A 26,988-nucleotide genomic window follows, 5' to 3' on the forward strand; every position below is an offset into this window, starting at 1 on the left:
GAAAGCGCGGTCTCTGGGGCGGCCACTGAGCCAGCTTCTGACAGGTCGGGACGTGCCACGACCGATCGGCGGTAATTTTCTACAGAGCGGGCGCTGTAGACCAGAGAGGATCGGGCGGTCAGCGCCCCTTAATAGTAAGATAGTGATGCAGAAACGTCGGGAGATCGACCGTCCAGACGGTCTGGGACGTGTCCCGGGAGACGCCGCACTTCCTTACTATTAAGGGGTCCGTCCATTTTCTGAAACCACTGCGTATCAACCGTTTCAGAAACGCCGCTGTAGGAAATAATTTGAAGCCGTCGCTTTTGAAACGCAGTAGCGACGACAGTGCGTCCGTCGCGATACGGTTCTGAGAACGGAGGTGCCCATGTCACGTGGTTCAGTTCAGGTCCAAGGTCTCGACCAGCTCGCCAAGCGGTTCGACTTTCTCGGAGACGCCCTACCGCAGGCAATGCAGGCGGCCCTCGACGACGTCGCAGAAGCGGCGGTGAAGGCCATGGCCACGAAATTCAACGGATCGATCGAAGGCGGACCGGCGCCGTTCACGAAGATCGTCCCGGGATCGAAGCGGTCGTCCGTTGTCACGTCCAAGCGCCGGAAAGGTGGAGACGGAGAACCGGAGGCATCCATTCGCTTCCAGCGGATTCAGTCGGCGTATCTGAAATTTCATCTCGACGACGACCGAGGTCGACGTGAGACCGAACGTGACGCCGGTGACGTCGGCGCTGCGTCCGCATACAACCTCACACCGATCCGCAAGAATCTGTCGAGATGGCAGGGGATCAGTGTCAACGCTCAAGGCAACCTCCCCCGTGGCGCCGTTCGAAAACTCGTCAGGCGTTCGAGAACGAGCCAACAAGTTTTGAAGGACAACGAGGATCGAAACAGGAGGGGAGTCGCCAAGAAGCTTGGCTTGCCTGAGGACGATCCTCAGGTCGCCGCGATCATGGCGACGAAGAAGATCAGGGGGAAGAAGCGCTCCCCCCGGCGGTCGAGACGATGCATTCTGGGGCGTCCCCCGTGGTCGTCCGGCGTCCAAAATCGGTTTCTGGCAGCGTCCGGTCGATTCATCGTTCAAACTCATTTCGCTCGTTCACGCCCAACAGAAGACCAAATATCCGGCGTCAGGACGCCTGGAACGACGGGATCGAGAAGGCGATGACGCAGGGCGCCGACCTGGCGATGAAGAGGATCGGTCAGGCCGTGGAGAAAGCGGCAGGCAGTGGAGGTGGTGGCGACCTCCCGGCGTTCCTGCGGTCCTAGAGGCCTCCAGACTGACCGTGGAGCGGTCGAAAACGAAAATGAATCGTCGGGGGACCCCATCGATATTCGTGGTTAGATGGAGGTTTGCGCCCCGGCGCTTGTCTGCACTTATAGAGAAACTGGAATCAACTCCCCCGCTTCCCCGGGTTTTTCGCTCCCTCATTGCCTTCGTTCGCGCCGACCGACTGCGATAAGCTCGGAAATTTTTCGAGCTTCTACGGCCATTTAAACGGACGTTTTCTCTTCGGTTCGGCGTCCCGATGCGTCAACGAGCGGCTCTCTAACCGGGGGAATTCGCAGTATCGCATCCTACTGAGCACCACCCGTACGACTGCCGTCATCAGGCACGGTGGATGGCGAGCGAATGCCCCGGAAGAAACCCGCAGGAACCGAAGACCGATCGTCCCACCTCGTCGGCATGACCCAGCTCGCCGAGATGATCGGCAAGGATCGCGGGACGCTGTCCGAATGGGTGAACAAAGGTTGCCCTGTTGTGAAGCAGGGATCTACCGGCGCCCGGACACTCTTCGATCCCCGTGACGTGTTCGCCTGGCGTGAGCAATTCGCCCGTTCCGACGAGGCCCGGAAGTTCGCCCGTCGCGCCGAGGAAGCCGGCGAGAACCCGATGACGGTCGCGGAGCTGAACAAGCTCGAGGACATCAAGCTCAAGCGCCAGAAGCTCGCGATGACGGCGAAGATCCTGATCCACCGGGACCCGCTCGGGATGGCGATCCGACAGGCGAACGGCCTCGGGCGTCAGACCATCATGTCCATCCCGGAGGAGCTCGTCAGGAAGGTTGGCGGAGCGGTCTCCCGCGAGAAGGCGCTGGAGATCAAGGACGTCGCTTGGGACCTATGCGCCGCCGGCCTTGAGTCGTGGGCGACCGAGGTCAACGAGGCGATGAGGATCGCGGTCGAGCGGCTGATCTCCTTCGACGATGTCCGTCGCGAGTAAGATCTTCCATCTCCGGTCGCAGCGCGTCTACCACGTGTTCGATCCGATCACGGGTTCGCCTCGCGGCGAGGTCCTGCTCGCTTCGGGTTTCCGTTGCACCGGAAACTGGCGGCAGATGTCCGCGACTACCAGAGTTCGGTGGTCGCCGTCTTGGCGATCGTCGTCGCGACCGCGCCGGGTAGCCTTTAGGATTTACGCTGCGACCTTCGCTTCCGGCCCGGCTTCCGCTCCGCGATCCCATCGACGCCGCGGAGAATACGGAGCGCGGTTGCCATCTCGGCGGCGCCTTCAGGCAGGCCATCAGTGTCCCCGGTTCGGATCCGATGCCAGAGCGCCGATAGGGCCTTCGCGTCACCAGGGGTCATTTCCCGGACGCCCTGCGATTTCTTGCCGACCGCCGACCGGGACTGGCCTAAAACAACGACCGCGTCATCCAGCGAGAGGCCACAGGCCGCAAGGCAGTGAGCGAAGATCGTTTTCATGAGCAGCCCTCGATCATGTGCTTTCAATAGACACACATGTCGTTGGGAATCGCAAATGTCGAGCGCTACAGAAGTGCACTTGAAAAGCACATTTACTTGTGTACTTTGGATGCACACAATCTAGGAGAAAACGTGTTCACGCGCGTTCCCGACTTCTCGTTCACCGACGTCTCGTCGGATTTCTATGTGGACTGCTCTTACCTGCCGAAGACCGATGAGGCCGCGATCAAGCAGTACCTGATCCAATACAGATCCCCAGACGAAGCGGCGTCCGCCGATCGGCGGCATCGTGACGATCCATCGGGGTGAGAAGCGCCGGGACTACTCGGTGATCGGTCCGGAGATCGCCGAGGAGATCGTGCCGGACGAGGTCCGCTGATGCACCGCTTCCGTGTCCAGTCGTCGTACGCCGACGACAAGATCATCGTCGCTTCCACGCCGGACGTGGCGATCCGGCACTACGCTCAGGCGCATCACCTGAACACCGGATCGCCAGCGCCTGCATCGGCGATCTACAAGGTGCATGGCGGGCAGCCCGGCGGGGAGCCGACGCTGCATTAAGGCGCGCTACGAGATGCCGATGAACAAAGGATCGCGATCCTACCTTCAGCCTCTCAGTTACTGTTGTAGCCCCAGTCACCTCTAGTGAGCAGGGCTTCCTTCCAAAACGACTCGCGTTTGATAATCACCACGTCTTCTGTCCGGAAGGGCCAAGCCTCAAGCAGCGTGAGGCGGAAGTTTTCACGGGCATAGGCGACGGACTGGTCCTTATCGAGTGGAATGAGCTGTTTGTTGAAGCCGTGGCCCGTTGCGACGTAAGAACCCCACCGCGACCAAATGCCGGTCTCTCCGTAGGCGGAGCCGACGTACTTCTTCCCGGTCTTTCGATCGACGATCAGGTAGACGCCTTTCATATTGGCGAGCGCCGTCTTCCAGTCCAGCCGCTGCCGCAGGACCAGCGTCTCGAGCATCGCGAACTCAAGCGAGACGTTGTCGTATCCCGAGAACGTCTGCCCGGTATACCGCTCCTTCAAAACCTCAACGATCTCGATCTTGTCGATCTGGTTTTCCAACAGGAAGGACCGTCCGCGAGAGAGGTTGAGGGACACCTTCAGGCGCCCGACGAGAGGTTTCGCTTCGTCGAGCTCGCGGATGTCATAGGTGTGACCGTGTTCCGGGCGGCGGGTCAGGACCTCGAACGCTCCCCCGAACAGCCAGACGGCCCCTTCGGGATAGAAGTGAATTAGTGAAAGGATGTAGCGCCGGTTGAAGTCGTCCTTCGTGCCGCGCCAGGTATTCCAGCGCTGCCATTCCTCAGGGTCCCGTGCGTAGACATCCAGAGGGTTTTCGTCGCCATTCCACCGGGCGGCATGTAGCTTGAACTGCGAGGCATCTGCGATGCCGAGGATGGTGCTAACATCGAAACCCAACGATTCCTCCCATGAGCATCCACAATCAACGGTCTAGATCACGATCACAATAGAGAATAAAATAGGAAAATCGTCTTCCTTCCCGGCACTTCCGATGCCATTCGCGCGTCGAACCTGGAGACGATTCCTATGTCCGCCCTCGCCGACCGCACCATCGACCTCCCCCTCCACGATGATCTCGATGCCGCCGTGGAGGGCGCTGTCCGGACCTGCGGGCGCGATCCCCGCGTCGCCGTCAGGGCGCTGATCCTCGGGCAGCGCCCGCTCCTCGAGCAGCTCGCCGGCGCCGTATCTACAGGTTACGTGCGCGGCTCGATCCGGTGACATCGTGGTTTCGACGCTCGGCGATCTGATCGACGACGGTGGGGGCCTTAACGCCTACTGCGCGAAGTGCGGACGGAGCCTCGACTGCGACGTCTACGATCTGACGATATGGCTCGGGCGTCGGCAGCGATACATCCGAACGCGGCTGCCGCTTCGCTGCCAACGCTGCGGGTCTGTAGAGATCCACTATACGGTCTCGGCGGAGACGCGTCCGTTGCCAGATGCCCGGAAGCTGGCGCCGACGAACTTCCGGTCGACGCGGACGGTGGGGGAGCGGACGGCGCTGGTGGTGGTGTTCCCTCGAAAACTTTAGCGGTCACCCCTTCCACCTCTCATGCCAGCCCCTCACCCTTGGCCTTTCGGCTTGGTCCATCAAGCTACGGATCCTTCCGTGCCACTTCCTCGTATCAAAGCCCGGCCAGGACGGATGCTGGATCCGTCCGTACAGGGACGTGCCGTCATCGAAGAAGAGGATGTCCCGGCTTGATTCGAGGATGCCGATCGTTGGAGCCAGATAGCGCCAAGTTTCCAGACCGCAGATGATGACGACGTGCGGCTCGAAACGGCGGCGGATTTCACGGAAGGGTTCTGCGCCGCGTCGGAACATCTCCTCGCTCGGGCGCCGTCTCGCTCCACCGTCCGCGAACGACCTCCCATCGACCAGCTCGCGAACGTAATTGTAGAAGACGACGGAGTGCCAGAACGCGGCACGGTCGGCAGCGGTCTGGTCGCGACGGGGTTCGCCGGTGACGATCTCCTGCACCTTTCCGAAGAACTGGTGCCGCTTCTTGAGCGCGAGGTAGTCGACAACTCCGGTCGTGAAGCCTTCCGGGGCTGTACCGGCCTCGCTCGGATCCTTCGAGTAGTGGGACTCGCCCACGATCATGAGCTGTCGTCCGCGAAGGGCGTTTTCCGGGTCGCCGTAGTCTCTTTCAAGCCAGGGTTCGAACATGGATTTCTCCAAAAGGTTGTCGTGGAGGAGCACCGTTCGACCACTCAGAATCTACTCTTTTTCGCCGCCGTCCTGTTTCTCGCCCTTCGCGACGACCATCAACGTGCCGTCCGGGAGCGGCCTCTGAAGGGCCTTCGCCTCGCTCCAATCGGCCCGGAGCCAGACGTAGATCTCGTCGGCGTCACGCAGGATCACGGGCATCGCCTTCGGATGAATCGCTCCGACCTCGGCGTTCGCGTCAGTCGTCTGGAAGCCGTAGAGGTCCGCCGTCACCTCGCCCTCGGCCTTCTTCCGGGTGCTCGTCCACGTCGTCCAGATTCCGGCGAAGAACGCGAGCGGACGGCTCTCGTCGAGCGCGAACCACGCCGGGACCTTCCTGCCCTCGACGGTGTCGTATTCCGAGAACGAGGTGAACGGGACGAGGCAGCGGTTCGCTGGCCCGAGCCATCGGCGCCAGTGCGGCGACGTCGTGTTGCGGATGTTCGTGACGCCGCTGTCGACGGTGCGACCTTTCAGGACGAACTGCGGCGACGGCATTCCCCAACGCGCCATCGTCAGCTCACGCTCGCCCGTGACCGTCCGGACGATCGGCGCGCTCATGTCGGGGAAGATGCCCGGGAGCAGCGGCAGGTTGCCCGTCTTGTCGACCATGGAGCGAGTGGCCTCAAGGATCGCGGATTGGCCCTTGGTGTGGGAGTAGAGATTGCACATGCGGAAAGCCTACCGATCAATCAGCTCGCGAACCACCTGCCCGCTGCGAACGCCGCCAGGCAGGCTGCAGTAAGGAGCGCCGTCGATATCCCTGCAGCGGCAATCGCACCATTCAACTGTAGCTCGCTCCGGTATCCTCGCGAGCTCCATAACAAATCGCCTGGCCGATCATTCCTGCTGCTGCCGGGAACCACCAAAACTCGAGCGCCTGCGTCGTCATCCCGAGAATGCCGGAGAGCACTATGAGCAACGCATTCTCACTGTGATTTTGACCTCGTCTTCACGCATGGCGTGTACCCTATCCAGATGAACGATCGCCGTCGATCCTCCGGTTTCGCACGCAACGTCAGCCCGATCATGGCCGCCAGACAGTCCCGCCCCTATCGTCCTCGCCGGCGCCGGTTCTGGACGTCCTATCGGCTTCTCCGGGACTTCGCGATCGCCGCGGGTCTCGGCTTCGGCATGCTCTGCTTCTCCCTGATCGAACGCGACGGACCAGGCTGGCTGCGAACCGCCGACGCCTGGGTGCGCGACTGGCAATACCGGACACCCGCCGTTCCGCATCGCGGTCCGTCACCCGCGTCTCGTCATCCACTCCGACCGCTCGCCACCTGCCTATCTGCTCCGGCTCCGTCCGCGTCACCTGCATCGTCGATGGCGATACCGGCTGGCACGACGGCCAGAAATGGAGGCTCGTCGCGTCGTCCGGCGGTGTCGATGCCCCCGAGATCTCGCGTCCGGAATGCTCGGCGGAGCGCCAGGCAGGCGACAGGGCAACGCGGCGGCTCCAGGAGCCGATGTCGGGCGGCTACACGCTCTCCGGCGGCGACTACGACCGATACGACCGGCGACTGGTGGAGATCACGGTCGCGGACGGACGCGATGCCGGGAGCGTCCTCCTAGAAGAAGGACTGGCGCAGCCGTGGCCGAACTCCGGGAACCCATGGTGCCGGTAACTTAAGCGCGGGAGCGGGGTGAAGCGAACGTTAGAAGAATAGCGTTCGCTTTCCATGCATCGTCCCGGATGTCGTCAACTGACAACATTTCCGGCTCTCCGGACGCAGGCGACGGCGAATGTTGTCACTCGACTACTCGATCGCGTTGAACTTCGGATCAGACTTTCCCGAAGGCCGAGGCGATCCGAAGTTTCACCCTGCCGGCTCCGGTTTTTCACCCGCATCGATCGCACGGATCGCCGCCGCGTTCGCGAACATCTGCTGCACGAGCTCATCGCGCTTCGCCCAGCGCCGTCGCTCTACTTCCTCCCGTTCGATCTCATCGAGCGCCGCATCCAGAGGGCCGATGGGAATGCCGTCCATCGTCAAAAACCCCTCCTCGACTTGGTATCCCGCCGGGATCGACCTCGGACGGCGCTGCGCGTCGATGACGAGCGCCTCGTCAAAGCCTTCGTGCTCCGCATCGACCGCCCCGGTGCCGAACCGCTTCCGCCAAGAGACATACCCTCTCGGATTGCAGATCACCCGAGTGTCGCCGATCGCGTAATCGAGCCGGTGATGCACGTGGCCGTGGATCCACATTTCGGGACGTCCCTTCAGGATGAGGTCTTCGAGGTCGCTTGCATAAGCCGCATCGAGCGGCTCCCGGACCGCGCCGGTCCTCAGTGACTTCGGGCTCGGAGCGTGGTGCGTCACGACCACGGTCGGACCAGCGAACGGAACCGCAAGTGTCTGACGGATCGCCTCGCGATGGCGGAGGTGGATTGCCAGAAGATCGACGGGACGTGCCTGCGGTCGGTCATTTCCCGTGCCCTTCCGCAGATAGTGGAAATCATTCAACGCCGTCCTGGCGACTTGCATGGCGATCGTCGCGTCGCCGCCGACCGCGTAGTCGGTCCAGAGAGTCCCACCCACAAAGCGGATGCCTTCCACAAGGACGCTGTCGCCGTCGAGGAGATGGATGCCCGACGTCTGAAGCCGCTCCCGGAAACGAGGAATTTCCCTATCGACCGATCCGCGCCAGAAATCGTGGTTCCCGGGGACGAACACGATCGGCTTTCCGAGCCTGTGATGTTGCGCTTCGAGCCAATCCCGCCCCATCGTGCTCATCTTCCCGGCTACGTCTCCAGCGACGACGACGATGTCAGCGTCGGTCTCGGGGATCTGCCAGTTGCCCAAATGCGTCCGTGAAAAATCGTCGTGGATGTCACTGAGGATGTGCAGCTTCGTCATGAAGACCTCCGTCCACCGCCATCATGGCGGGCAACGTGATCGTTGTCCGAGTGTGTGAAAGTAACTAACGCCGGCGGCTGTTGGGGAGCGGAGCATCTTCCGGGCGGAGCGCTTCGAGCCTGCGCATGATTTCAGGCATCTGAATCGGCACGAAGCCAACGGCATCGACGCCGACATCGAGGCTGTTGGGCATGCCCGGGCGGCTACCGTGAACGTGCCCAAATAGGTGGACCGCGCCCCGATGATAGCCGGGCCACTCAAGGACGGGATAGTGGCACAAGAAGATGCGCTGCGAATCGACGGAGATCTCGGCCATCTGCTGAACCGAGGCCCAAGGTAGGTTGCGCGTCGGTTCCCCGTCGTGGTTGCCGACGATCAGGTGTTTGATGCCGTGGAGCTTGTGAAAATACGTCTCCGGGCCATTCTTGGATCGGTATGCGAAATCGCCCAGGTGCCAAACAGTGTCTTCGGGCCTGACAACGGAATTCCAACATGCCGTCATCGCTGCGTTCATTTCGTGAACGTCAGCGTATGGACGCCCAGACAGTTCGATAATTCGTTCGTGCCCGAAGTGCGTATCGGAAACGAAGAATGTCTTGCTCTTGCTCATCATCGGCCTCCGTCGCCGTCAGATGCGGCGGGCCTGACGTTCGCCCGCCGGAATGAAAGTCACTACTCGCGCCCGGACGTACCCCCAGCTTGACCGATTTGCTGCTCGACGCGGCGGTCGATCTTGGACTTGTCGCATGAAAGTGGAGAGCGGTTTCGATGTTATGCGGCCTGCCTCTCGAATTGAAGCGGGCTGATGAAGTCGAGCGCCGAATGGCGCCGGACGGGATTGTAGAAGCCGTCGATGTAGCGGCCGATTGCGGCGGTGGCCTGGGCGCGGCCCTGGAAGACGGTGCGCCAGACGAGTTCGGTTTTCAGCGTCTTGAAGAAGGTCTCGACCATGGCGTTATCAAAGCAGTTCCCCTTGCCCGACATTGAGATCCGTACGCCGTGTCGACGCAACTCGGCCTGATAGTCCATGGAGCAGTACTGGCTGCCGCGGTCGGCGTGGTGGATCAGCCCCGCCGGCGGACGCCGCACGGCGATGGCTTGGCGTAGCGCCGACAGGGCCAGTTCCTTATGCAGGCGGTCACTGGTGGCCCAGCCGACAACGCGCCGGGCGAACAGATCGATCACGACGGCCAGATACAGCCAACCCTCTCGCGTCCAGACGTAGGAGATGTCCGCGCCCCATTTCTGGTTCGGCCCGGTTGCTGCAAAATCCTGATCCAACAGGTTCGGAGCGACTGGGAAGGCATGCAGGCTGTCGGTCGTGCGCCTGAACCTACGCTTCTGCCGCGCCTTCATCCCGTTCTCGCGCATCAGACGAGCAACGCGCCGGCGCCCGATCAACAGGCCTTTGTCGCGCAACTCGTGCACCATGCGCGGGCTGCCATAGGTCTCGTTCGATAGGGCAAAGGCCGAGCGAACATGCGCGAGCAGCATCAGGTCGGCACGCTGACGAAGACAGGCCGGGCGGTTCTGCCATGCGAAGTAACCGCTCGGGCTGACGTTGAGGACCTTGCACAGGCGCTGGACAGGGAACTCCTTCTTCGCCGCATCGATGAGACGGAACCTCATCGACTTCCCTCTTTGGCGAAAAAAGTCGCGGCCCTCTTCAGGATCTCGCGCTCCTGGCGAAGGATCTCGTTCTCTCGCCGCAGCCGCTTCAGCTCGGCCGCCATGTCCTCCTGGCGCTCGGGAGGCGGCGCCTCCAGATCGCGCTCCCGACGCTTGTCGAGCCAACGGCGCAGCGTCGATAGCCCGATGCCAAGATCCTCGGAGATCTCACGTTGCGTGCGCCCGCTCGTCTCAACCAGACGAACGGCCTCCGCCTCAAACTCCTTGCCGAACCGGCGCTGCGGCTTGCCCATGAAATGCTCCTCTTTCCGTCAGAAGAGCTCTCCACTTTCCCGGGACAAGTCCATCTCATCTCGATCGCGAGGGCCGCAGCGGCGATCAGGGCTTCCAGTTTCCAGTCCGCGAAGTCCGGAAGATGGGTTTGCAAGCGCGGGCACCGGTCACGCAAGCGGTCGAGGAAGGCGTCGACTTCAGAGTTCACCGACGCCTCCAATGTTACGTATACGGACCCTTATCGGCCGTAGTGCTCCCTATACGGACCATCACGTTGTAGGCTAGATCCGCTTGAGCGCCATGGACATCGCGGCCAGGCCGATCGCCCGCCGCCCATCACGATCGAGCATCACCCACAACTCGACGGCCTGGTGCACCAGTTCGATTGCCGGGGTTCTCTCCGCCGCCTCTATTTCAGTGAGGCGGCGGAGGACGTGCGGCTTGAACGAGACGATCACGACCGCACCTCAAGGCCTGACGCCTGCGCGAACTCAATCAACGCTCGCTTTCCGAGGACGCGCTTCTCCTTCGCGAGATCCGCAAGGGCTTCCACCGAGCCGCGATGTTCGCCTTTGAGCGCAATCGACGGTCAACGCCAAGCGAGTGTTGCGATCATGCAGCATCACGGTCTGACGCTCGAACGCCACACGGCCTCGCGGCCCGGTCGAACCCACGACGGCATCGTCATCGCTGCGCTCGAACATCCGCTGGTGCATGGACCATCTGGAGATCCACGCCCGCAACCGCGAGGTCGTGCGCATCCTTTTCATGCTGGGCGCCTGCGACCGGGAGGTCATTGCCTGGTCTGCCGTCGCCAATGCCGGCATCTCCGGCGAGATGGTTCGCGATCTTATGGTGACGGCCGTCGAACGTCGCTTCAGCACCACCAAGGTCCGGCACGCCGTCGAATGGCTATCGGACAACGGCAGCGCCTACATCGCCAGGGACACCACCGACACAGCCCGAGCCCTCGGCCTGACGCTGCTCTTCACGCCCGTCCGCAGCCCGGAGTCGAAAGGCATGTCGGAAGCCTTCGTCGAAACCCTGAGGCGGGACTATGCCCGCATCACCATTCTTTCCCGACGCCTGGCCTGCTGCCGGTTTTTCGGACACCGGGTTAGGCTAGCCTCGCTTTCTCCTCGAACTCCACGGGGCTCAGATAGCCCAGTGTCGAATGCCGTCGCCGAGGGTTGTAGAAGCGCTCGATGTAGTCGAACACGTCTGCCCTGGCGTTATCCCTCGTCCTGTAGACCTTGCGGGCGGTCCGTTCGGTCTTGAGCGACGAGAAGAAGCTCTCCATCGCAGCATCGACCCAGACGTTGCCCGACCGGCTCATCGAGCAGGTGATGCCGTGGTCGGCCATCAGGCGCTGGAACTGCTCGCTGGTGTATTGGCTGCCTTGGTCGCTGTGGTGCAGCAGGCTGTCGGGCTTGCCTCTGCGCCAGATACCCATGATGAGGGCGTCGGTGACGAGTTGAGCTGTCATCTCGGCCTTCATTGCCCAGCCGACGACACGGCGAGAGAACAGATCAACGACGGCGGCAACGTAGAGCCAACCTTCAGCGGTCCAGATGTAGGTGAAGTCGGCGATCCACTTCTGGTTCGGGGCCGATGCATCGAAGGCGCGGTCGAGGAGGTTGTCCGATACTGCTGATCGCTCACCAGTGTCCTTCGGCAGCCCACGGCGGCGCGGCCGGGCACGCAGCCCGTTCTCCCGCATGAGCTGTTCGACGCGGGCAGACCGCAGGAAAGACCCTCGGCCAGTACGTCGTGCCAGACCCGCCGAGTGCCATAGGTGCGGTCGCTGCTCTTGAAGCTGCGATCGATCGCCGTCACCAGAACCTCATCTTGACGAGACCGGACGCGGGGGCTGCGGTTGAGCCAGGCATGGAAGCCCGAACGGGAGACATCCAGCGCGTCGCATAGCCATGCCACCGGCCAGATGCCCCGGTGCCCCGCGATGAAAGCGAACCTCATATCGCTTCCCTCGCGAAGAAGGCTGCGGCCTTTTTTAGGATGTCGCGCTCCGCCTTCAGCTTCGAGACTTCCTTGCGCAGCCGGTCGATCTCCAACTGCTCCGGCTTCATCTGGCCGTGGCCCGGAAAGGCATGCTGCGGATCGGCAGCGAGCACCCGGATCCATTCGCGCAGCACATTCTCATGCAGATCCAGATCGCGAGCCGCCTGCGCCACCGCAACGCCCCGATCCTTGACCAGTCTTACCGCCTTCAGCTTGAACTCGCGGCTGAACTTCCTTCTTCCCATTCCCACTCTCCAGTTCCGACAAACACCTTATCTCGGTGTCCACGAAACCAGCAGCAGGCCACCCGTCGTGTCCCGTTCACTGGGGACGCAAGCGTTGATAGACAGAATCTTATGTGACGAGCACGATTTTGCCCACGTGACCTCCGGCTTCTAGCTCCGCATGCGCGCTCGAGGCGTCGCGCATTGGATGGGTAGACTGGATGACCGGACGGACCTTCCCGTCCTTAATCCAGGGCCAGACGATCTCGCGGAGATCCGTCGCGATCGCGCCCTTCTCGGCCGGCGTTTGCGGCCTGAGCGTACTTCCCGTGATCGTCTGGCGCCGTCGCACCACCTTCTCAAGGTCGACCATCGCCTGTCCGCCACCAAGGAAAGCGATGATGACGAGGCGTCCGCCGACCGCGAGGCAAGACAGGTTGCGTTCCGTATAGTCGGCGCAGACGAGGTCAAGGATGACGTCGACGCCACGCCCCCCGGTTTCGTCGAGGATGCGCCGCGAGAAATCTTCCGACTTGTAGTCGATCGCGACATCCGCTCCAATCGAGCGGCAGGCATCCACCTTTCTCGCGCCGCCGGCCGTCGCGATGACCCGTGCGCCATGCGCCTTCGCGAGCTGGATGGCCGTGGTCCCGATCCCGCTCGCACCCCCATGGACGAGGACCGTTTCCTTTGGAGCGAGACGTCCGATCCTGAAGAGGTTCGTCCAGACGGTGAAGAACGTCTCCGGAAGCGCCGCCGCCTCTATCATCGACAGCCCCGATGGAACCGACAGGACCTGCTCTTCGGGCGCCACGGCATACTGTGCGTAGCCCCCGCCCGCCAGCAGGGCGCATACGCCCTCCCCGATCCGAGACCGGTCGACGCCCCGACCGACATCGACGATCGTTCCGGCAATTTCGAGCCCGATGATGTCCACTATGCCCGGCGGCGGCGGATAGTGCCCGAGCCTCTGACGCAGATCCGGACGGTTGACGCCAGCCGCCGCGACCTCGATCAGGACCTCTCCGGGCGCGGGCGACGGTTTCGGACGATCTTCGAGGACGAGCACCTCCGGCCCTCCGGGACGCGTCGCCACGATCGCCTTCATCGTCTCGGTCATCTTCTTCCTCTCAGTCGTAGGGTGATCGGTTCACGGTGTTCGACAGACCGCCGTCGACGACGAGCTCGGTGCCCGTGACGTAGGAGGCCTTGTCCGAAGCGAGGAAGACCGCGGCGCTCGCCACGTCGAAGGCGTCGGCCATGCGTCCGAGCGGCACCTGCAAGGCCCTTGCCTGCTTCATCTCCTCTAAGCTTCTCGTCCCGTAGGAGGACGCGAGCGTCTTCTCGATCCGGGGCGTGTCGACGAGGCCGGCGACGATCGTGTTGGCGCGGATCCCGTATCTGGCGTTCTCCGTCGCCAGAAGGCGCATGAAGTGGACCGCCGCGGCCTTCGTGGCACCGTAGGCAAGATGCGGAAAGCCCACGTCGCGAATGCCCGCGATGGAGGAGGTGGCGAGGATCACCCCGCGACCTCGATCACGCATCGACGGCAACGCCGCCAGGCAGGCGACATGCAGCGACGTCAGGTTTGCGTCGGCGAAGCGTCTCCACTCGGCCGCGGTCGTCTCCATCGAGGGACCGGCCTTTCCGAGCCCGACGTTGCAATAGAGGATGTCGATGGAACCTCGCGTCCTAACGACGTCTTCGACGACGCTCTCGATCGACGCGTCCGACATGACGTCGCACTCGACGGCGTCACCGGTGCCGCCGGCCTCGCGGATCAACCGGAGGGTCTCGTTCGCCGACTGGAGATCCCGGTCCGCGACGACGACGTGCGCACCCTCCTCGGCGTAGGCGAAGGAGATGGCCTTGCCGATCCCCCACCCCGGTCCGATCGATCCCCCGCCGAGGACAATCGCCGTCCTTCCCTCGAACTGCCTCGTCACGCCTCTTCCTCCACGAAGGCTTCCTTCCTACGTCGCCGTAGCGCCGGCAGCAGCATGGCCGCGAGCGTCAGGGCTAGGGCGACGAGGATCGTCAAGCTGATTGGGCGCTCGAGAAAGATCATCGGATCACCCCGGGACAGAAGCATCGCCCGGCGGACGTTCTCCTCGAGCATTGGCCCGAGGACAAAGCCGAGGAGCAGCGGTGCGGGTTCGCAGCCCAGCTTCATGAATAGGTAGCCGACGAGACCGAAGCCGATCATCACGAAGATGTCGAAGGCTGAATTGTTCAGGCTGTAGGCGCCGATCGCGCAGAACATGAGGATCGCGGGGAACAGGAAGTCGTACCTGATGCTGAGGAGCCTCACCCACACGCCGATCAGCGGAAGGTTGATGACGACCAGCATCAAGTTGCCGATCCACATTGACGCGATCAGTCCCCAGAAGAGGTTCGGCTGTTGCTGGAGCATCATCGGGCCCGGTTGGACGCCCTGGATGATGAATGCGCCGACGAGCAGCGCCATCACGGCGTTCGTCGGGAGGCCCAACGTCAGGAGCGGGATGAACGAGGTCTGGGCCGCGGCGTTGTTCGCGGACTCCGGACCCGCGACACCCTCCACCGCTCCCTTTCCGAATCGGGACGGGTCGGCGTTGACCTTCTTCTCGAGGCTGTAGGAGGCGAAGGAAGACAGGGTCGCGCCCCCGCCGGGCAGGACGCCGAGCAGGCTGCCGAGCCCGGTGCCGCGAAGCACGGCCGGCCAGGACCGATGAAAGTCGTCTCCCGTGGGCCACAGCCGCGAGATCTTCTCGACGGTCGCATGCAGGGTGCCGCGGTTCTCGAGGTTGCGGACGATCTCGGCGATGCCGAAGATGCCCATCGCGAGCGGCACGAAATCGATCCCGTCGGCGAGCTCGATCATCCCGAAGGTGAAGCGGAACTGACCTGTCGTGATATCGACGCCGATCACGCCGATGGCGACGCCGAGCACGACCATCGCGATCGACTTGAGAACGGAGCCGCTGGCGAGGACCACAGAGACCAACAGGCCGAACAGGATGAGGGACGTGTACTCGGGCGACTGGAAGGACAGTGCGACCGAGGCCATCGGAGCAGCGAACGCGGCGAGAAACAGCGTCGCGATCGAACCGGCAAAGAGCGACCCGAGGGCGGCGATCGCCAGGGCGGAACCGGCCCTTCCCTGTCGCGCCATCTGGTGACCGTCGAGGACCGTGACGACGCTCGACGTCTCGCCCGGCAGGTTGAGCAGGATCGCCGTCGTCGAGCCGCCGTACTGCGCGCCGTAGTAGATGCCGGCGAGCATGATGACGGACGCTTCCACCGGCAACCCGAACGTCATCGGGAGCAGGAGCGCCATCGTCGCGGTCGGTCCGATCCCGGGAAGGACACCGATCAGCGTCCCGAGGAGCGCGCCGATGAAGGCGAAGAGGAGATTGGTGGGCTGGAAGGCGACGCCGAATCCGAGCGCGATGTTGCTCCAGAGATCGATCATCGCACGAACTCCGGCCAGGTCGGGACGAGCATGCCCAGCCCGTAGACGAAGATCGCCCAGGACAGGGCGGTAATGCAGGCGGCGAGGAGCAGTCGGGTCGCGAGACCCATCGACGTTCCCACGCTGGTCGAGACGAGGATCATGCCCATCGACGCGACGACAAAGCCCAGCCAGTCGATGGCGTAGGCGAAGAGAAGCACCGACCCGAGAATGACGAGAAGCGGCATGACCGCCCAGCCCTCGAGGCGCTCCGCATCGATGCCAGCGAGGATCGCTTTCGTGGCGATGACGAGCCCGAGGGCGAGAAGCAGGCCGAAGACGAGAGCGGGAAAGTAGCCCGGGCCCATCTGCTGGGCGGTCCCCATCGGATAGGAGAAGCTCCACCAGGCCCCCATGGCGCCGATGACGGAGAACAGGATCCCGGACGCGAGATCCTTCGTGGCGAGACGTAACTGCATTGATTTCCTCCCGGGAACGAACGTGCCGGACCGGACCTCCCTACGGACCGGCACGTGGCTATTACTGCTTGGGAACGCCGGCCTCCTCGATGACCTGGCCCCACTTGGCGAGCTCTGCCGTCACGTGATCCGCGAGATCCTGCGGCGTGCCGCCCCCGGGTGTTCCGCCCCCGTCCCGCATGAACTCGATCATCGACGGCTTCTCGAGAATGCGGTTGGTCGCCTCGTTGACCGCCGTGATCACCTCCTGCGGCGTTCCCGAGGGTGCGAACAGCGCGAACCAGGACGCCGCCTCGAACCCCGAGAGATCGACGACGGTCGAGGCTTCGGCGACCGTCGGAACGTCGGGCGCGGCCGGCGAACGCTCCGCCGAGGTCACGGCAAGCGCCCGCATGTTGCCGCTGCGCACGTGCGGGTAGGCGGAGGGCATGTTGTCGAAGGTCACCTGCGTCTCGCCGGACATGACGGCCGTCACCGCCTGCGCGCTGCCTGGGAACGGGATGTGGGTCATCTCCGTGTCCGTCCTCGACTTGAACATCTCGCCCGAGAGATGCGTGGAGGCGCCGGTTCCGGAGGACGCGAAATTGAGTGCGCCGGGGTTCTCCCTCGCGTATTCGATCAGCTCGTCGAGCGTCGTCACCGGGAGGTCGTTGTTCACTACGACGAGGTTCGGGATGCTCTCGAGCATGACGATCGGCTCGAAGTCCTCGACCGCGTCGTACTGGAGCGTGGTGTAGAGGTTCGGGGCAATGCCGTGCGACGAGACCTGACCGAGGAAGAGCGTGTAGCCGTCCGGCCTCGCCTGTGCCGCCAGGGTGGTTCCAAGCGTCGCGCCCGCTCCAGGGCGGTTGTCGACGATAAAGGTCCGACCCAGCTCGCCCGTCAGCTCCTCGGCGACCTTGCGCGCCAGAATGTCGGTGGCGCCGCCCGCCGAATAGGGGACGATGATCGTGACATTGCGGGCCGGCCAGGCACCCTGAGCGAACGCGGAGCCGGTCATGACTGCGGTCGCGGCCAGGGCGGCGGCGACGGCGACGATCTTCAGACGAATGCGCATTTACTTCCTCCCTATTGCGTCTTTGAAACCTATCCCGCCGCGCCGACGGTCATGCCGCCGCAGACGTAGATGACCTGACCGGTCACGAAGCCCGCCCTCTCGGACGAGAGGAACGAGACCGCGTCCGCGACGTCGTCCGGCGTTCCCATGCGCCTGACGGGTATCGCGTCGACGACCGCCTTTGTCCTCGGATCCCCCGACGGGTTCACCTGGTCGAACAGGCTCGTCCTGATCGGACCGGGTCCGATGGCGTTCGCCGTGATCCCGAACCGACCGAGCTCGAGAGCCCAGGTCTTCGTCATCCCGTGCAGGCCGGCCTTGCTGGCCGCGTAGGCGGTCCTGAGTTCCTTGCCGAGCGCGACGCGACTGGAGACGTTGACAACCCTCCCCATGCCCGCCGCCCTCATCGTCGGCAGGACCGACTGGAGACAGATGACCGGGGCGACGACGTTGACTGCGTGAACCCTCGCCATGTCCGCTGGATCGGTCTCGTCGACCGCGGCGGGCAGGACGATCCCAGCGTTGTTGACGAGACGGGTGACCGGGAACGTCGATACGATCTCTCCCAGTCGTCTCCTCAGCCCATCGACCTCCGTCAGGTCCTGGTCGATGAACGAGACGAACGCGTCGTGCTCGGGCTCGACCCTGTCGAGGATCACGACACCGAGACCGTCCTCCGTCAGCCGGCGGGCGATCGCGGCTCCGATGTTCCGGCTACCGCCGGTGACGAGCGCGTACTCCATCCCTACGCCTCGTAGGGGATCGTCTTGTCGACGAGATCCCAGATGAACCGGCCCGACGGGCGCTGCTGCTCCTCAGCGACGTGCGCGACGAGCCCTGCCGTCCGTCCGATGACGCAGAAGCCCCGCATTAGCGCGACTGGAACGCTCATAGAACCGAGCAGCGCCGACGTCGCCCCGGTCGCGTTGATCGTCAGGTGCTTCCGCGCCCGCTCGTCGACGACCTCGGACAGGAGCCGGAGGGCGGCGACGTGCTCGCTGCCGATGTCGTTCTCCTCGCCGATCTGCAGGAGGCGGACCGATCTCGGGTCCTCCGGGAAGTGCAGGTGATGGCCGAAACCGGGAACGTGCGCCTTACGACTGCGGTGATCGTCCACGATGCCTTCCGCAATGACACGACGCTTCTCCTCCGGAGCCTCCAGGATCGTCGCCAGTATCCGGGAGTTGTTCTCCACGGTTCCGACGAACTGGCTTCCCACGGCCATGAGACCGGCGGCAACGGCGCCCTGCAGGTTCTCGGGAGCGCTCATGTAGACGGAACGCGTCGCGATGGCGCTCGGGGTCATCCCGTGTTCCATCATCGTGATGAGAATTGCGTTCATGACCCGGCGTTCCGCCGGCGATACGGCGCGTCCGAGGATGTGCTCCATCATGACAGTGGTGAAGTCGGGATCGCTGCCCGGCGCCAGGATGTCCTCGACGAGATTGCGCTCGCGGTAGAAGACCGCGTCCGGGCGATGATGGCTGAGGGCCGTCGTGGGGGTCTTCAAGGGGCAGTCCTCCTCTTCAGATGATCCTCGACGAGATCCTGCTTCTGCAGCTTCCCGTAGGCGTTGCGCGGCAGCCGGTCGTAGACGATGACGCTCTTGGGCGTCTTCACCGAGCCGAGCCTCTCCTTCACGAACCGGACGATCTCGTCGCCGTCCGCGCTTGCCCCGTCACGGAGCTGTACGGCCGCGTGGACGGCCTCTCCCCACTTGTCGTCGGGGACGCCGAAGACCGCGCAGTCGGCGACCGAGGGATGCTCCGCGACGACCGGCTCGACATCGATCGGATAGACGTTAAAGCCGCCCGTGATGATCACGTCCTTCGCCCGCCCCTTGATGAACAGGAAGCCCTCATCGTCGAAAGCCCCGAGATCCCCCGTGTGGAGCCAGCCGTCCACGATGGTTTCGGCGGTCTTCTCAGTCTGGTTCCAGTATCCCGTCATGACGAGATCGCCGCGAATGACGATCTCGCCCTCCTCTCCCGGAGCGACGAGACCGCCTTCCGGATCCATGACCGCGACCCGCGTGAGGAACGTCTCGCGACCGACGGACGCCCTCTTCTCCTCGCGGGCGAGATCCCGGGCGGAGATCATCGTGGCGATCTGCGGCGCCTCGGTCTGCCCGTAGGTCGAGGCGATGCAAGGGCCGAAGATCGACTGCGCTTCCTGGATCGCCTCGGAACGCATCGGCGCCGAGCCGTAGACGAGGTTGCGCAAGACCGGGTACTCGCTCCTGCGGGCCGCCCCGAGCTGCATCATCATGTAGATGACCGTGGGAGGCACGAAGGCGGTCGTGATGCCCTCGTCCTGGATCATCCGCAGGGTCTCTTCCGGACGCGGCTGATCCGCGAGGACGATCGTGCCGCCGGTCGCGAGCGTCGGGAGGATGTAGGTCGAGGTCCCGTGCGTGATCGGCGCCGAGGCGAGATACCGGTCTCCACGGCGCATTCCCCACGACATGATCTGCGTCGCGACGCTCGCGTTCCAGGAGCGATAGGGCTGCATCACGCCCTTCGGAGCTCCGGTTGTCCCGCCGGTGAACTTGATGGCCTGGGTCGCGTGCAGCGGGAGGAGATGCTCGATGGGCTTCCTGCCGAGACTGGCGCGGACGAGGCTGGACACGGATCCCGTTCCGGTCCCGCCGGCTCGCAGGATCTTCGCGGATGAGCCTTCCACCAGATGCGCGACGCTCTCGTCGACGACCACGATCGACATGCCCGTGAACTCGATGGACCGGAGCGTCTCGGCTTCCTTGTTCTTCGGATATAGCGGAACCCAGGTCTTTCCGGCGGCCAGCACGCCCAGCCAGCAGACGAGATGCTCGACGTGGTTCAAGCAGCAGATGCCGACGCGGGAGCCGGGCTCCGGATCGATGTCCTGCAGGGCCGCGGCGAACGCGGACGATCTCGCGAGAAGCCATCCGTAGGAAACGGCGCTGTCGCGATGGATACAGGCGACGACGTCCGGCTCGAGGGCCGCCTGCCTGTGAAAGAGATCTATCGGCTGCATTCTTCCTCCCTTGCCTCCGGTTTCGTCAGGTAGCCTGCGTCACAGCCTCCTCGATCGTGGCGACGATCCGCTTCATCCGCTCCGGCGTCATGCGGGCCTCGATCGCGGCGACGCTGATCGCCACGCCCGGAGATGCTCCACCCGTCCGAAGAGGCACTCCGAGACCCCACACGCCCTCGAGTATCCTGCCGTCGTTGATCGAGTAGCCGCGTTTCGCGGCGGCCTCGGCCATCTCGAGGACGACCTCCGGCGCCAGGCCGAAGGAGCCGTAACGCGCCTGGTTCGCGGAGACGATCCGCTCGCGTTCGCCCGCGTCGAGAGACGAGAGAAGCGCCAAAGAGCCGGCGCCGACGCCGAGCGGGCGAACGCTCCCTTCCTCGAGGGACATCGTCCTGATGTGATACCGGCCCGTCCTCGCCATGACGCAGATCGCGTCCGAGCGACGTCGGATCGACAGGAAGACCGTGTCCTCGACCTCCTCCGCAATTCGCTCGACGACGCCGCCGTAGCGACTTCTTTCCATCCGTCCGACGTCGACCCTCCCGGCCATCCGGAGGATCTCCGGGCCGATCGAGTAGGTCTTGTCGGGAGCACCGATCAGGAAGCCGTCCTCGGCGAGCGTCCGCAGGAGACGATGCGCGGTGGCGGTGTTGAGCTCGCAGGCACGGGCGACGTCGGTCAGCCGGACGCTGCTTCCCTCGGAGTCGGCGACCATCCGCAAGATGCCCAGCGCTCTCTTCAAACTTTGCGTTCCAGCCTGTTGCGCATCCTCCCTCATCGCTGGCCCTCCGAACACCCCACTCGACCCGACGGTCTCATCGATCTCATTGTTTGTCAAATTACGAAATCTGTTATCACAATATGAAAAATTGCTGATGACTTCTTCGGCTCTCGCTGCTGCTCGGGATCAATTGGAACACACCCCTTTTTGACCGGACAGGTGGCATAGCCAATAAGGCATAGGCATCCGCCTATGAGTACGACTATGTCGAAAGCTCCTGACGGCCCGTTCTCGCGGGTCGAAGTGATCACCTCGGTGCAGCGCCGGCGCCGCTGGTCGACGGCTGAGAAGGTCCGGCTCGTCGAGGAGGCGATGCAGCCGGGCATGAGCGTGTCCTTCAAGGCGCGTCAGGCGGGCGTCTCACCCTCGCAGCTCTTCGCCTGGAAGCGCCGGATGCTGGAGGGCGGCCATGCTGCCGTCCAGACCGACGAGGACGTCGTCGGCTCGTCGAGGGTCCGTGATCTGGAGAAGCGCGTTCGCGCGTGTGTAGGGCGGTGACAAAGCAGGCCATTAGAGCGCCGTCATGATGGCGAGCACGTCGGAGTAAAATCCGGCCAGTGGTTAGGCTGTTTTCCTTTGGGGGCGGCCGGGATGTTTGCCGTGGAAGTCTACGCCGCCGTTCGGCATTTCGTGATGATCGAGAAGAACAGCCAGCGCGATGCGGCGCGTGTGTTCGGGTTGAGCCGAGAGACGATCTCGAAGATGTGCCGGTTCTCGGCTCCACCGGGCTACACGCGGGTGAAGCCGGTGGCCAAGCCGAAGCTGGGGGGGCGCTTCTGCCAGTGATCGAGGCGATCCTGGAGGCGGACGGGTCGGCGCCGGTCAAGCAGCGTCACACGGCCAAGCGGATCTTCGAGCGGTTGCGCGACGAGCACGGCTATGCCGGCGGCCTGACGGTGGTGAAGGATCACGTGCGGATTGCCCGGGGGCGTCTGCGCGAGACCTTCGTTCCGCTGGCGCATCCGCCGGGGCATGCCCAGGTGGACTTCGGCGAGGCCATGGGCGTGATCGGCGGGGTCCGGCAGAAGATCCACTTCTTCTGCATGGACGTGCCGCAGTCGGACGCGCCGTTCGTGAAGGCCTATCCGAAGGAGACGACGGAGGCCTTTCTCGACGGGCACGTGTCGGCCTTTGCCTTCTTCGGCGGCGTGCCGCTGTCGATCCTCTACGACAACACGAAGATCGCGGCGGAGAAGATCTGCGGCGATGGCAAGCGGGAACGCACGAGGGCCTTTACCGAACTCCAGAGCCATTACCTGTTCCGGGATCGCTTCGGACGCCCCGGCAAGGGGAACGACAAGGGCAAGGTCGAGGGGCTGGTGAAGTATGCCCGGTCGAACTTCATGACGCCGATCCCGCAGGCGGCCAGCTTCGCAGATCTGAACGCCATGCTGGAGGATCGCTGCCGACAACGGCAGGGCGAGATCGCCGGACGCCACGGCGAGACGATCGCAGAGCGCCTCGTCGCCGATCCTGCCGCCTTCCGGGAGGGTATCCAGTTTCGACAGCGGTTCACTGACGATCAGAATAGAGATCCTTGAACCTCACCCTGCTGACGAGCATTGCTGACTGGTCGCCGGTCGATCAGCTGCAGGAACGCATCGCGGGATAGCGTTTCGGAGCCAAGCAAGCCTCGTCGACGAAGGGAGACGTAGAGTGCCGCGGAATAGGCCTGGCAGTTGATCGACTTCTCCGGGTTGAACTCGATGTCCGTGAACGCATCAAACGCCATTAGCTCGTCCCCCAACTGTCGGCTTTGCCCCATAGCCGAGACATAGAGCCAGTCGTAGAACGCAGTCTGGGGATCGATAGCCCAGTCGACACCCGCAAGTCTAAAGGCAGTTAAGCGACCCGATGATCGCAGGCGCTCGTCGCGCTTCGCGTCTCTCGGACCAGCCGTATACAGGTCGGTGAATGGGCCACCTTTCTGAAAAACCTTGCTGCCCTGGAATGCGCATTCGACGATCATCGCCGGATGACTTCCTACGGCGACCGCGAGATTAAACGCGCTTGCGGCAACGCCGTAGGGAACGCTCGACTTACTTGAGATCTCAAGCGCATTCTCGACGCCGAGCTGCTCGCGAGCCGACGCGTGTAGCGAAGCAATCGACTTCTGCTTCTGGCTGATCGAGAGACCAGGATACCACTGGAAATCCGCAACTCTTGTCAGCACCAGCGAGGGCCCTGTGAAGCGGGGGATATACACGGGGCGCTGTGCCATTCGCTGCTCTCAGCTTTTTGCTTCACGCACGTACGACCGGGCAGCGAAGACGCCTTTCCTCGGGTGGCCTATCTCCGTCTTCTCATCTTCGACATAGCCAGCCATGAAGTAGCCGTTGGTGTCAGGGAACACGACCTTATTTATATACTCCGGGGATATCGGCTCGAGGAACATGACCTCCGCCTGCGGGTCGGTTGGATCGCAGCTATGAAGATTCTGCTCATCGCGAGATGGAAGGCCCTCAATGGAGGAGAACATGGCCTCGAACGCGGTCAGCGACTGGAGGTCGTCGATATTCAGGAGCCTCATTCGATGGTCTGCAGCATTTCGGGGGAAGAAGGCACAGCTCTTGGTCCAGAGTAAGGAGGGCGAAAGAAGCAACACGACCCACTCACTGCCCTTCTGAGCCTCACGGTATTTGTAGAACATTCGATGGTTTGGATGTGAGATAGAGACCGAAATTCCGTCTCGTCCGTCGATGCGTTGCAGATCGTTCCTGATCGCTTGGATCGACCAATTCTCGATTTGGCTTACCGGTAGCAGCCCGTGCTCCATTATCGATCGCAGATTCTCGAAGCGGGTAAAATGCACAAGTTGCTCGATTTCTCGGGCATACGACACGAACATGATCCCGGACTTCGACCCAAGTTGGCTCGCCTTCGGGAGCCAATCATCGTATAGATTTGATTTGGCCGACGACTTAAGTACTGTGGATTGGCTTGCAGTTTTAATTCTAATTCCACCTGTCTCGAATACAACAGACTCGACAGGTGGCTCTTTCTTTGGGTCGAGGCCCTGCCTTTCAGCTAAAGGCGTGGCAAGCGATCGTATTTCAGAATGCTCTGAGCTACTGCGCTTTAATTTGTTGCTCGACGTTTTGCGTGCTTCCGATCCAGACTTCTCGGGAGGTGCGAGCGCCGAATATGTGCCCCAGATGACTACCAACTGCAGGATGACGAGCGGAGGCCAGAAGAGGTTGAAGACCGTGAACCCTGTCCAGACAACGGCAACGAGAGCGAGGTGCGTGGGAGCAGCAAGACGCGTAACGACTAGGCTGATCGCGATGAATGCCTGGTACGCGAGAATCTCCACGACACTCTCCCTGATTGAAAATCGCATACGGAAAAGACGTCAGAGCGGCAAGCGTCGTGATCGTTGGACGCTTCATCCACTTGCCATTCTACGAACAAACGAGGAACATCGTCTTCCCTACCGACGTTTCCGGTGGCATCCTACTCGGAACCAAGGAGATGATTCCCATGTCCGCCCTCACGGATCGCATCATCGGCCTCCCCCTTCGTGACGACCTCGACGCCGCCGTGGACGACGCCGTGAAGACCTGCGGTGGCGATCCCCGCGTTGCCGTTCGGGCGCTGATCTTCGGGCAGCGGCAGCTCATGGAGCAGCTCGCAGGCGCCGTCTCTACAGGCTATGTGCGCGGGTCGATATGGTGAGATGGTTTCGACGCTCGGAGACCTTATCGACGACGGGGGCGGGCTGAACGCCTACTGCTCGAAGTGTGGGCGAAGCCTGGAATGCGACGTCTACGATCTAGTTGTCTGGCTCGGCCGGCGGCAGCGGTACATCCGGACGCGCCTGCCGCTCCGGTGTCAGCGGTGCGGATCGGCCGAGATCCACTATACGGTGTCGGCGGAGACCCGGCCCCTACCAGACGCGAGAAAGCTCAAACCGACAAACTTCAGGTCGACGCGGTCGGAGGATGAGCGAAAGGCGCTGATGGTGATTTTTCCGCGGCGGCGGGACTAGAAGTAGAGCCCGGAGAAGAAGCCGGTGACGATGACGCCGATTCCCAGCGCGACGTAGAGGGCGTCGTTCATCGCGAGCTGGAAGAGAAGCGTGTTCTCTTCTCGTTGGCGTCGAATCCATCGATCGAGGGTCGCGATCACTAGCTGCTCACAAGTGCTAGGATCCCAATGACGACGAACGCAACTGCCTGGAACGCGAACTTCAACACGTAGAAGGGGATCATGATCCAGAAGAGGAGAAATCGACCAAGACCGGACCCGGATCCCTTCGAGGAATGCGCGCTCAATCCCGTACCCCTCGCAGCGATCGTGGTGCCTCGTTTGCTGTTGGCCGTGAGCCCAAGTCCGGTCTTGTTCGTCGTGCCGACGGACCAGGAGTGTGAGAGGCCATTCTGCTCACAATGAGAGACATTGAGCCTGACAGGCCCACTGCCGACTCTCTTTCGAAAACGCGTCTTCATGAGTCTCCACCTTCCCCAAGGCGAGCACACGTTATCCGAGAATGCGTCGAAGTATAGTGAGATTCTAGCGAGCTGGCGGGCGCTTTCGTTCATCTCTCGCGTGTAGGCTATTGGAATGTCATCGCCTTGGTCCACCCGCTCTCCTCGCCATCGCGCCTCCAGCTTTGGACGCAACGTCCAGTCGATCCGAGCCGCCCGTCAGGCTCGTCATGAGCGCCCTGCCCCGCGCCGGCGCCCGCCCTTCCTTGGCTTCCTCGCGCTCGCGATGCTCGGGGCCTTCGCTGTGCCGATCGCGATCCAGTCGACCGGGCTCGTCAACATCGTCGCGATCCCCGGGTTCGGGATTTCGGCGCAGCTCGGCGCCCAGGTTGCCGACCGTCCCGTCGCTCGTCACATCCCGCTCTGCTCCGGGGGCAACCGAGCCGAACGCCGGCTCACCTGCATCGTCGACGGCGACACAGGCTGGGAGAACGGCGTGAAGTGGCGCCTGACGTCTCGCTCGGGCGGCGTCGACGCGCCTGAGATTTCGAAGCCGGAATGCCAGGCCGAGCGGACCGCCGGCGAGAGGGCGACGAGGCGGTTGCAGACACTCATGGGCGGCGACTATGAGCTGGTGGTAGAGGGCTCGGATCGGTACGGTCGGCAGCTCGTCGTCGTCGAGCTCGCCGATGGGCGGGATGCGGGCGCCGTGCTGATCGACGAGGGGGGGCTGGCTCAGGAGTGGCCGAACTCAAGAAACCCGTGGTGCTCATGAAATTGATCTCGACCTGCGCGCTTTTCTTCATGTCTCTTGCTACGCCGGGCTACGCTTCGGGCGTCGATTGGCAAAACGCCAAGAATGTTCCTTTCGAGGTTCAAAGCGATATCGAGATCGCTCGGAATCACACCGGTAGTCCGGCCGCAGCATTTAATCTCGTCTGTAGCGTGAAAGGCAGCCTCCACTTCGTGCTTCTCACACGCCTTCCGGTTCCGGAAGAAGTCCGCGACATAGTTAAAATCAACCGCGTGGAGGAAGCTTCCATCTTTATTGGCCCAGGTTCGGACAGGCAGGTAAAAGTGCGGGCAGAGGTAGTCGCGAAGGGGCGGGATAGAGAGCTTTCTATTAGCGACTGGTTTTTTGGGGTAGACGACCCGGATACGATCGTTACCGCCGAACTTACATCGGAACAGATTGCTGATTCGGAAACTTGGTTCGATAGCTCACCGCTTGGAAGAGTGTCCGTCGTCGGACTCTTTGAGACGGCAGTGAGTATGGTCGCAGTGACCGACAGTAGCTCAATCCGGGCGATGCGGCAGAACTGCGTATAGCTTCGCACGGCGGCGA

The 26,988-nt window shown here is 62.9% G+C and carries 29 protein-coding genes and 4 pseudogenes; 12 read left to right on the plus strand and 21 right to left on the minus strand.

Annotated elements, in window-relative coordinates:
- Nucleotides 1–367 precede the first annotated feature (367 nt).
- Both H1343_RS08840 and H1343_RS08845 read left to right on the plus strand, forming a co-directional pair.
- Nucleotides 368–1,162 carry a hypothetical protein gene (locus H1343_RS08840; protein WP_185982569.1) on the plus strand — a complete coding sequence of 265 codons (795 nt, stop codon included), beginning with the start codon at nt 368–370 and terminating at the stop codon, nt 1,160–1,162.
- Nucleotides 1,163–1,681: 519 nt separating this feature from the next.
- Nucleotides 1,682–2,218 (plus strand): terminase small subunit, encoded by a 537-nt coding sequence (locus H1343_RS08845; protein ID WP_185982570.1) that lies wholly within the window; start codon nt 1,682–1,684, stop codon nt 2,216–2,218.
- Between the two features lie 185 nt (nt 2,219–2,403).
- On the opposite strand, the gene H1343_RS08850 is transcribed toward H1343_RS08845, so the two are convergent.
- Nucleotides 2,404–2,700, minus strand: coding sequence for a hypothetical protein (locus H1343_RS08850; RefSeq protein ID WP_185982571.1), 297 nt, complete (start codon nt 2,698–2,700; stop codon nt 2,404–2,406).
- Nucleotides 2,701–2,736: 36 nt separating this feature from the next.
- On the opposite strand from H1343_RS08850, the gene H1343_RS16885 reads away from it, so the two are divergent.
- Nucleotides 2,737–3,009 carry a hypothetical protein gene (locus H1343_RS16885; RefSeq protein WP_210270018.1) on the plus strand — a complete coding sequence of 91 codons (273 nt, stop codon included), beginning with the start codon at nt 2,737–2,739 and terminating at the stop codon, nt 3,007–3,009.
- A 69-nt stretch (nt 3,010–3,078) separates the two neighbouring features.
- On the plus strand, nt 3,079–3,261 hold the full coding sequence (locus H1343_RS08860) for a hypothetical protein (protein ID WP_185982573.1): 183 nt from the start codon (nt 3,079–3,081) through the stop codon (nt 3,259–3,261).
- A 53-nt stretch (nt 3,262–3,314) separates the two neighbouring features.
- Here H1343_RS08860 and H1343_RS08865 read toward each other — a convergent pair whose 3' ends face one another.
- A complete protein-coding gene (locus H1343_RS08865) occupies nt 3,315–4,130 on the minus strand; it encodes a GIY-YIG nuclease family protein (RefSeq protein WP_185982574.1) in 816 nt (271 codons plus the stop codon).
- A 129-nt stretch (nt 4,131–4,259) separates the two neighbouring features.
- Here H1343_RS08865 and H1343_RS08870 point away from each other — a divergent pair, with 129 nt between their 5' ends.
- On the plus strand, nt 4,260–4,454 hold the full coding sequence (locus tag H1343_RS08870; RefSeq protein ID WP_185982575.1) for a hypothetical protein: 195 nt from the start codon (nt 4,260–4,262) through the stop codon (nt 4,452–4,454).
- A 316-nt stretch (nt 4,455–4,770) separates the two neighbouring features.
- Here H1343_RS08870 and H1343_RS08875 read toward each other — a convergent pair whose 3' ends face one another.
- Both H1343_RS08875 and H1343_RS08880 read right to left on the minus strand, forming a co-directional pair.
- A complete protein-coding gene (locus H1343_RS08875) occupies nt 4,771–5,439 on the minus strand; it encodes a hypothetical protein (RefSeq protein WP_185982576.1) in 669 nt (222 codons plus the stop codon).
- An 18-nt stretch (nt 5,440–5,457) separates the two neighbouring features.
- Nucleotides 5,458–6,117, minus strand: coding sequence for an SOS response-associated peptidase (locus H1343_RS08880; RefSeq protein ID WP_185982577.1), 660 nt, complete (start codon nt 6,115–6,117; stop codon nt 5,458–5,460).
- 797 nt (nt 6,118–6,914) lie between these two features.
- Between H1343_RS08880 and H1343_RS08885 the strand changes: the two genes are divergently transcribed.
- Nucleotides 6,915–7,073: a hypothetical protein gene (locus H1343_RS08885; RefSeq protein ID WP_185982578.1), complete on the plus strand. Its 159-nt coding sequence runs from the start codon at nt 6,915–6,917 to the stop codon at nt 7,071–7,073.
- 192 nt (nt 7,074–7,265) lie between these two features.
- On the opposite strand, the gene H1343_RS08890 is transcribed toward H1343_RS08885, so the two are convergent.
- The 4 genes from H1343_RS08890 to H1343_RS08905 form a co-directional block, all read right to left on the minus strand.
- Nucleotides 7,266–8,306, minus strand: a complete 1,041-nt coding sequence (locus tag H1343_RS08890; protein WP_185982579.1) for a metallophosphoesterase — start codon at nt 8,304–8,306, stop codon at nt 7,266–7,268.
- A gap of 64 nt (nt 8,307–8,370) precedes the next feature.
- Nucleotides 8,371–8,916, minus strand: a complete 546-nt coding sequence (locus tag H1343_RS08895) for a metallophosphoesterase (protein ID WP_185982580.1) — start codon at nt 8,914–8,916, stop codon at nt 8,371–8,373.
- A 161-nt stretch (nt 8,917–9,077) separates the two neighbouring features.
- Nucleotides 9,078–10,228, minus strand: a protein-coding gene (locus tag H1343_RS08900; protein ID WP_185982581.1) for an IS3 family transposase whose coding sequence is annotated in 2 segments (ribosomal slippage) — nt 9,078–9,961 and nt 9,961–10,228 — 1,152 coding nt in all. Because the reading frame shifts where the segments join, the coding sequence is not laid out codon by codon here.
- Between the two features lie 261 nt (nt 10,229–10,489).
- The gene (locus H1343_RS08905) at nt 10,490–10,666 is read right to left on the minus strand and encodes a hypothetical protein (RefSeq protein ID WP_185982582.1); all 177 of its coding nucleotides are present in this window, start codon (nt 10,664–10,666) and stop codon (nt 10,490–10,492) included.
- 124 nt (nt 10,667–10,790) lie between these two features.
- On the opposite strand from H1343_RS08905, the pseudogene H1343_RS16995 reads away from it, so the two are divergent.
- A pseudogene (locus H1343_RS16995) lies at nt 10,791–11,285 on the plus strand (DDE-type integrase/transposase/recombinase); the annotation flags it as partial.
- Nucleotides 11,286–11,325: 40 nt separating this feature from the next.
- On the opposite strand, the pseudogene H1343_RS08910 reads toward H1343_RS16995, so the two are convergent.
- From H1343_RS08910 to H1343_RS08955, 10 genes and pseudogenes are all read right to left on the minus strand, one after another.
- A pseudogene (locus H1343_RS08910) lies at nt 11,326–12,472 on the minus strand (IS3 family transposase).
- 109 nt (nt 12,473–12,581) lie between these two features.
- Nucleotides 12,582–13,571, minus strand: a complete 990-nt coding sequence (locus tag H1343_RS08915) for an NAD(P)H-quinone oxidoreductase (RefSeq protein ID WP_185982583.1) — start codon at nt 13,569–13,571, stop codon at nt 12,582–12,584.
- A 10-nt stretch (nt 13,572–13,581) separates the two neighbouring features.
- Nucleotides 13,582–14,397: an SDR family NAD(P)-dependent oxidoreductase gene (locus H1343_RS08920; RefSeq protein ID WP_185982584.1), complete on the minus strand. Its 816-nt coding sequence runs from the start codon at nt 14,395–14,397 to the stop codon at nt 13,582–13,584.
- Entirely contained in the window at nt 14,394–15,902 is a 1,509-nt protein-coding gene (locus H1343_RS08925) for a tripartite tricarboxylate transporter permease (RefSeq protein WP_185985577.1), read from the minus strand. The genes H1343_RS08920 and H1343_RS08925 overlap by 4 nt, the downstream gene beginning before the upstream one ends.
- Nucleotides 15,902–16,363 carry a tripartite tricarboxylate transporter TctB family protein gene (locus H1343_RS08930; RefSeq protein WP_185982585.1) on the minus strand — a complete coding sequence of 154 codons (462 nt, stop codon included), beginning with the start codon at nt 16,361–16,363 and terminating at the stop codon, nt 15,902–15,904. Before H1343_RS08930 ends, H1343_RS08925 begins: the two co-directional genes overlap by 1 nt.
- A 61-nt stretch (nt 16,364–16,424) precedes the next feature.
- Entirely contained in the window at nt 16,425–17,420 is a 996-nt protein-coding gene (locus H1343_RS08935) for a Bug family tripartite tricarboxylate transporter substrate binding protein (RefSeq protein WP_246332882.1), read from the minus strand.
- Nucleotides 17,421–17,449: 29 nt separating this feature from the next.
- Nucleotides 17,450–18,163 (minus strand): SDR family NAD(P)-dependent oxidoreductase, encoded by a 714-nt coding sequence (locus tag H1343_RS08940; protein ID WP_185982586.1) that lies wholly within the window; start codon nt 18,161–18,163, stop codon nt 17,450–17,452.
- 2 nt (nt 18,164–18,165) lie between these two features.
- Nucleotides 18,166–18,930 (minus strand): citryl-CoA lyase, encoded by a 765-nt coding sequence (locus H1343_RS08945; RefSeq protein ID WP_185982587.1) that lies wholly within the window; start codon nt 18,928–18,930, stop codon nt 18,166–18,168.
- A complete protein-coding gene (locus tag H1343_RS08950; RefSeq protein WP_185982588.1) occupies nt 18,927–20,435 on the minus strand; it encodes a class I adenylate-forming enzyme family protein in 1,509 nt (502 codons plus the stop codon). The genes H1343_RS08945 and H1343_RS08950 overlap by 4 nt, the downstream gene beginning before the upstream one ends.
- 25 nt (nt 20,436–20,460) lie before the next feature.
- Complete coding sequence (locus tag H1343_RS08955) at nt 20,461–21,177, minus strand: IclR family transcriptional regulator (protein WP_185982589.1); 717 nt, start codon at nt 21,175–21,177, stop codon at nt 20,461–20,463.
- 231 nt (nt 21,178–21,408) lie between these two features.
- On the opposite strand from H1343_RS08955, the pseudogene H1343_RS08960 reads away from it, so the two are divergent.
- Nucleotides 21,409–21,696: pseudogene (locus tag H1343_RS08960) on the plus strand (transposase); the annotation flags it as partial.
- Between the two features lie 111 nt (nt 21,697–21,807).
- Nucleotides 21,808–22,703, plus strand: a pseudogene (gene istA, locus H1343_RS08965) (IS21 family transposase); the annotation flags it as partial.
- A 35-nt stretch (nt 22,704–22,738) separates the two neighbouring features.
- On the opposite strand, the gene H1343_RS08970 reads toward istA, so the two are convergent.
- Nucleotides 22,739–23,437 (minus strand): DarT1-associated NADAR antitoxin family protein, encoded by a 699-nt coding sequence (locus H1343_RS08970; RefSeq protein WP_185982590.1) that lies wholly within the window; start codon nt 23,435–23,437, stop codon nt 22,739–22,741.
- A gap of 9 nt (nt 23,438–23,446) precedes the next feature.
- Nucleotides 23,447–24,529, minus strand: a complete 1,083-nt coding sequence (locus tag H1343_RS08975) for a DarT ssDNA thymidine ADP-ribosyltransferase family protein (RefSeq protein ID WP_185982591.1) — start codon at nt 24,527–24,529, stop codon at nt 23,447–23,449.
- Between the two features lie 167 nt (nt 24,530–24,696).
- On the opposite strand from H1343_RS08975, the gene H1343_RS08980 reads away from it, so the two are divergent.
- Complete coding sequence (locus tag H1343_RS08980) at nt 24,697–24,891, plus strand: hypothetical protein (protein WP_185982592.1); 195 nt, start codon at nt 24,697–24,699, stop codon at nt 24,889–24,891.
- Between the two features lie 309 nt (nt 24,892–25,200).
- On the opposite strand, the gene H1343_RS08985 is transcribed toward H1343_RS08980, so the two are convergent.
- Nucleotides 25,201–25,344 (minus strand): hypothetical protein, encoded by a 144-nt coding sequence (locus H1343_RS08985; RefSeq protein WP_185982593.1) that lies wholly within the window; start codon nt 25,342–25,344, stop codon nt 25,201–25,203.
- A 435-nt stretch (nt 25,345–25,779) separates the two neighbouring features.
- Between H1343_RS08985 and H1343_RS08990 the strand changes: the two genes are divergently transcribed.
- Together H1343_RS08990 and H1343_RS08995 are read left to right on the plus strand one after the other, a co-directional pair.
- Nucleotides 25,780–26,418 carry a thermonuclease family protein gene (locus H1343_RS08990; RefSeq protein WP_185982594.1) on the plus strand — a complete coding sequence of 213 codons (639 nt, stop codon included), beginning with the start codon at nt 25,780–25,782 and terminating at the stop codon, nt 26,416–26,418.
- Nucleotides 26,385–26,972 carry a hypothetical protein gene (locus H1343_RS08995; protein WP_185982595.1) on the plus strand — a complete coding sequence of 196 codons (588 nt, stop codon included), beginning with the start codon at nt 26,385–26,387 and terminating at the stop codon, nt 26,970–26,972. Before H1343_RS08990 ends, H1343_RS08995 begins: the two co-directional genes overlap by 34 nt.
- Nucleotides 26,973–26,988: the final 16 nt, after the last annotated feature.

Origin of the sequence: Aureimonas mangrovi, assembly GCF_014058705.1 — a bacterium.
GTDB lineage: Bacteria > Pseudomonadota > Alphaproteobacteria > Rhizobiales > Rhizobiaceae > Aureimonas > Aureimonas mangrovi.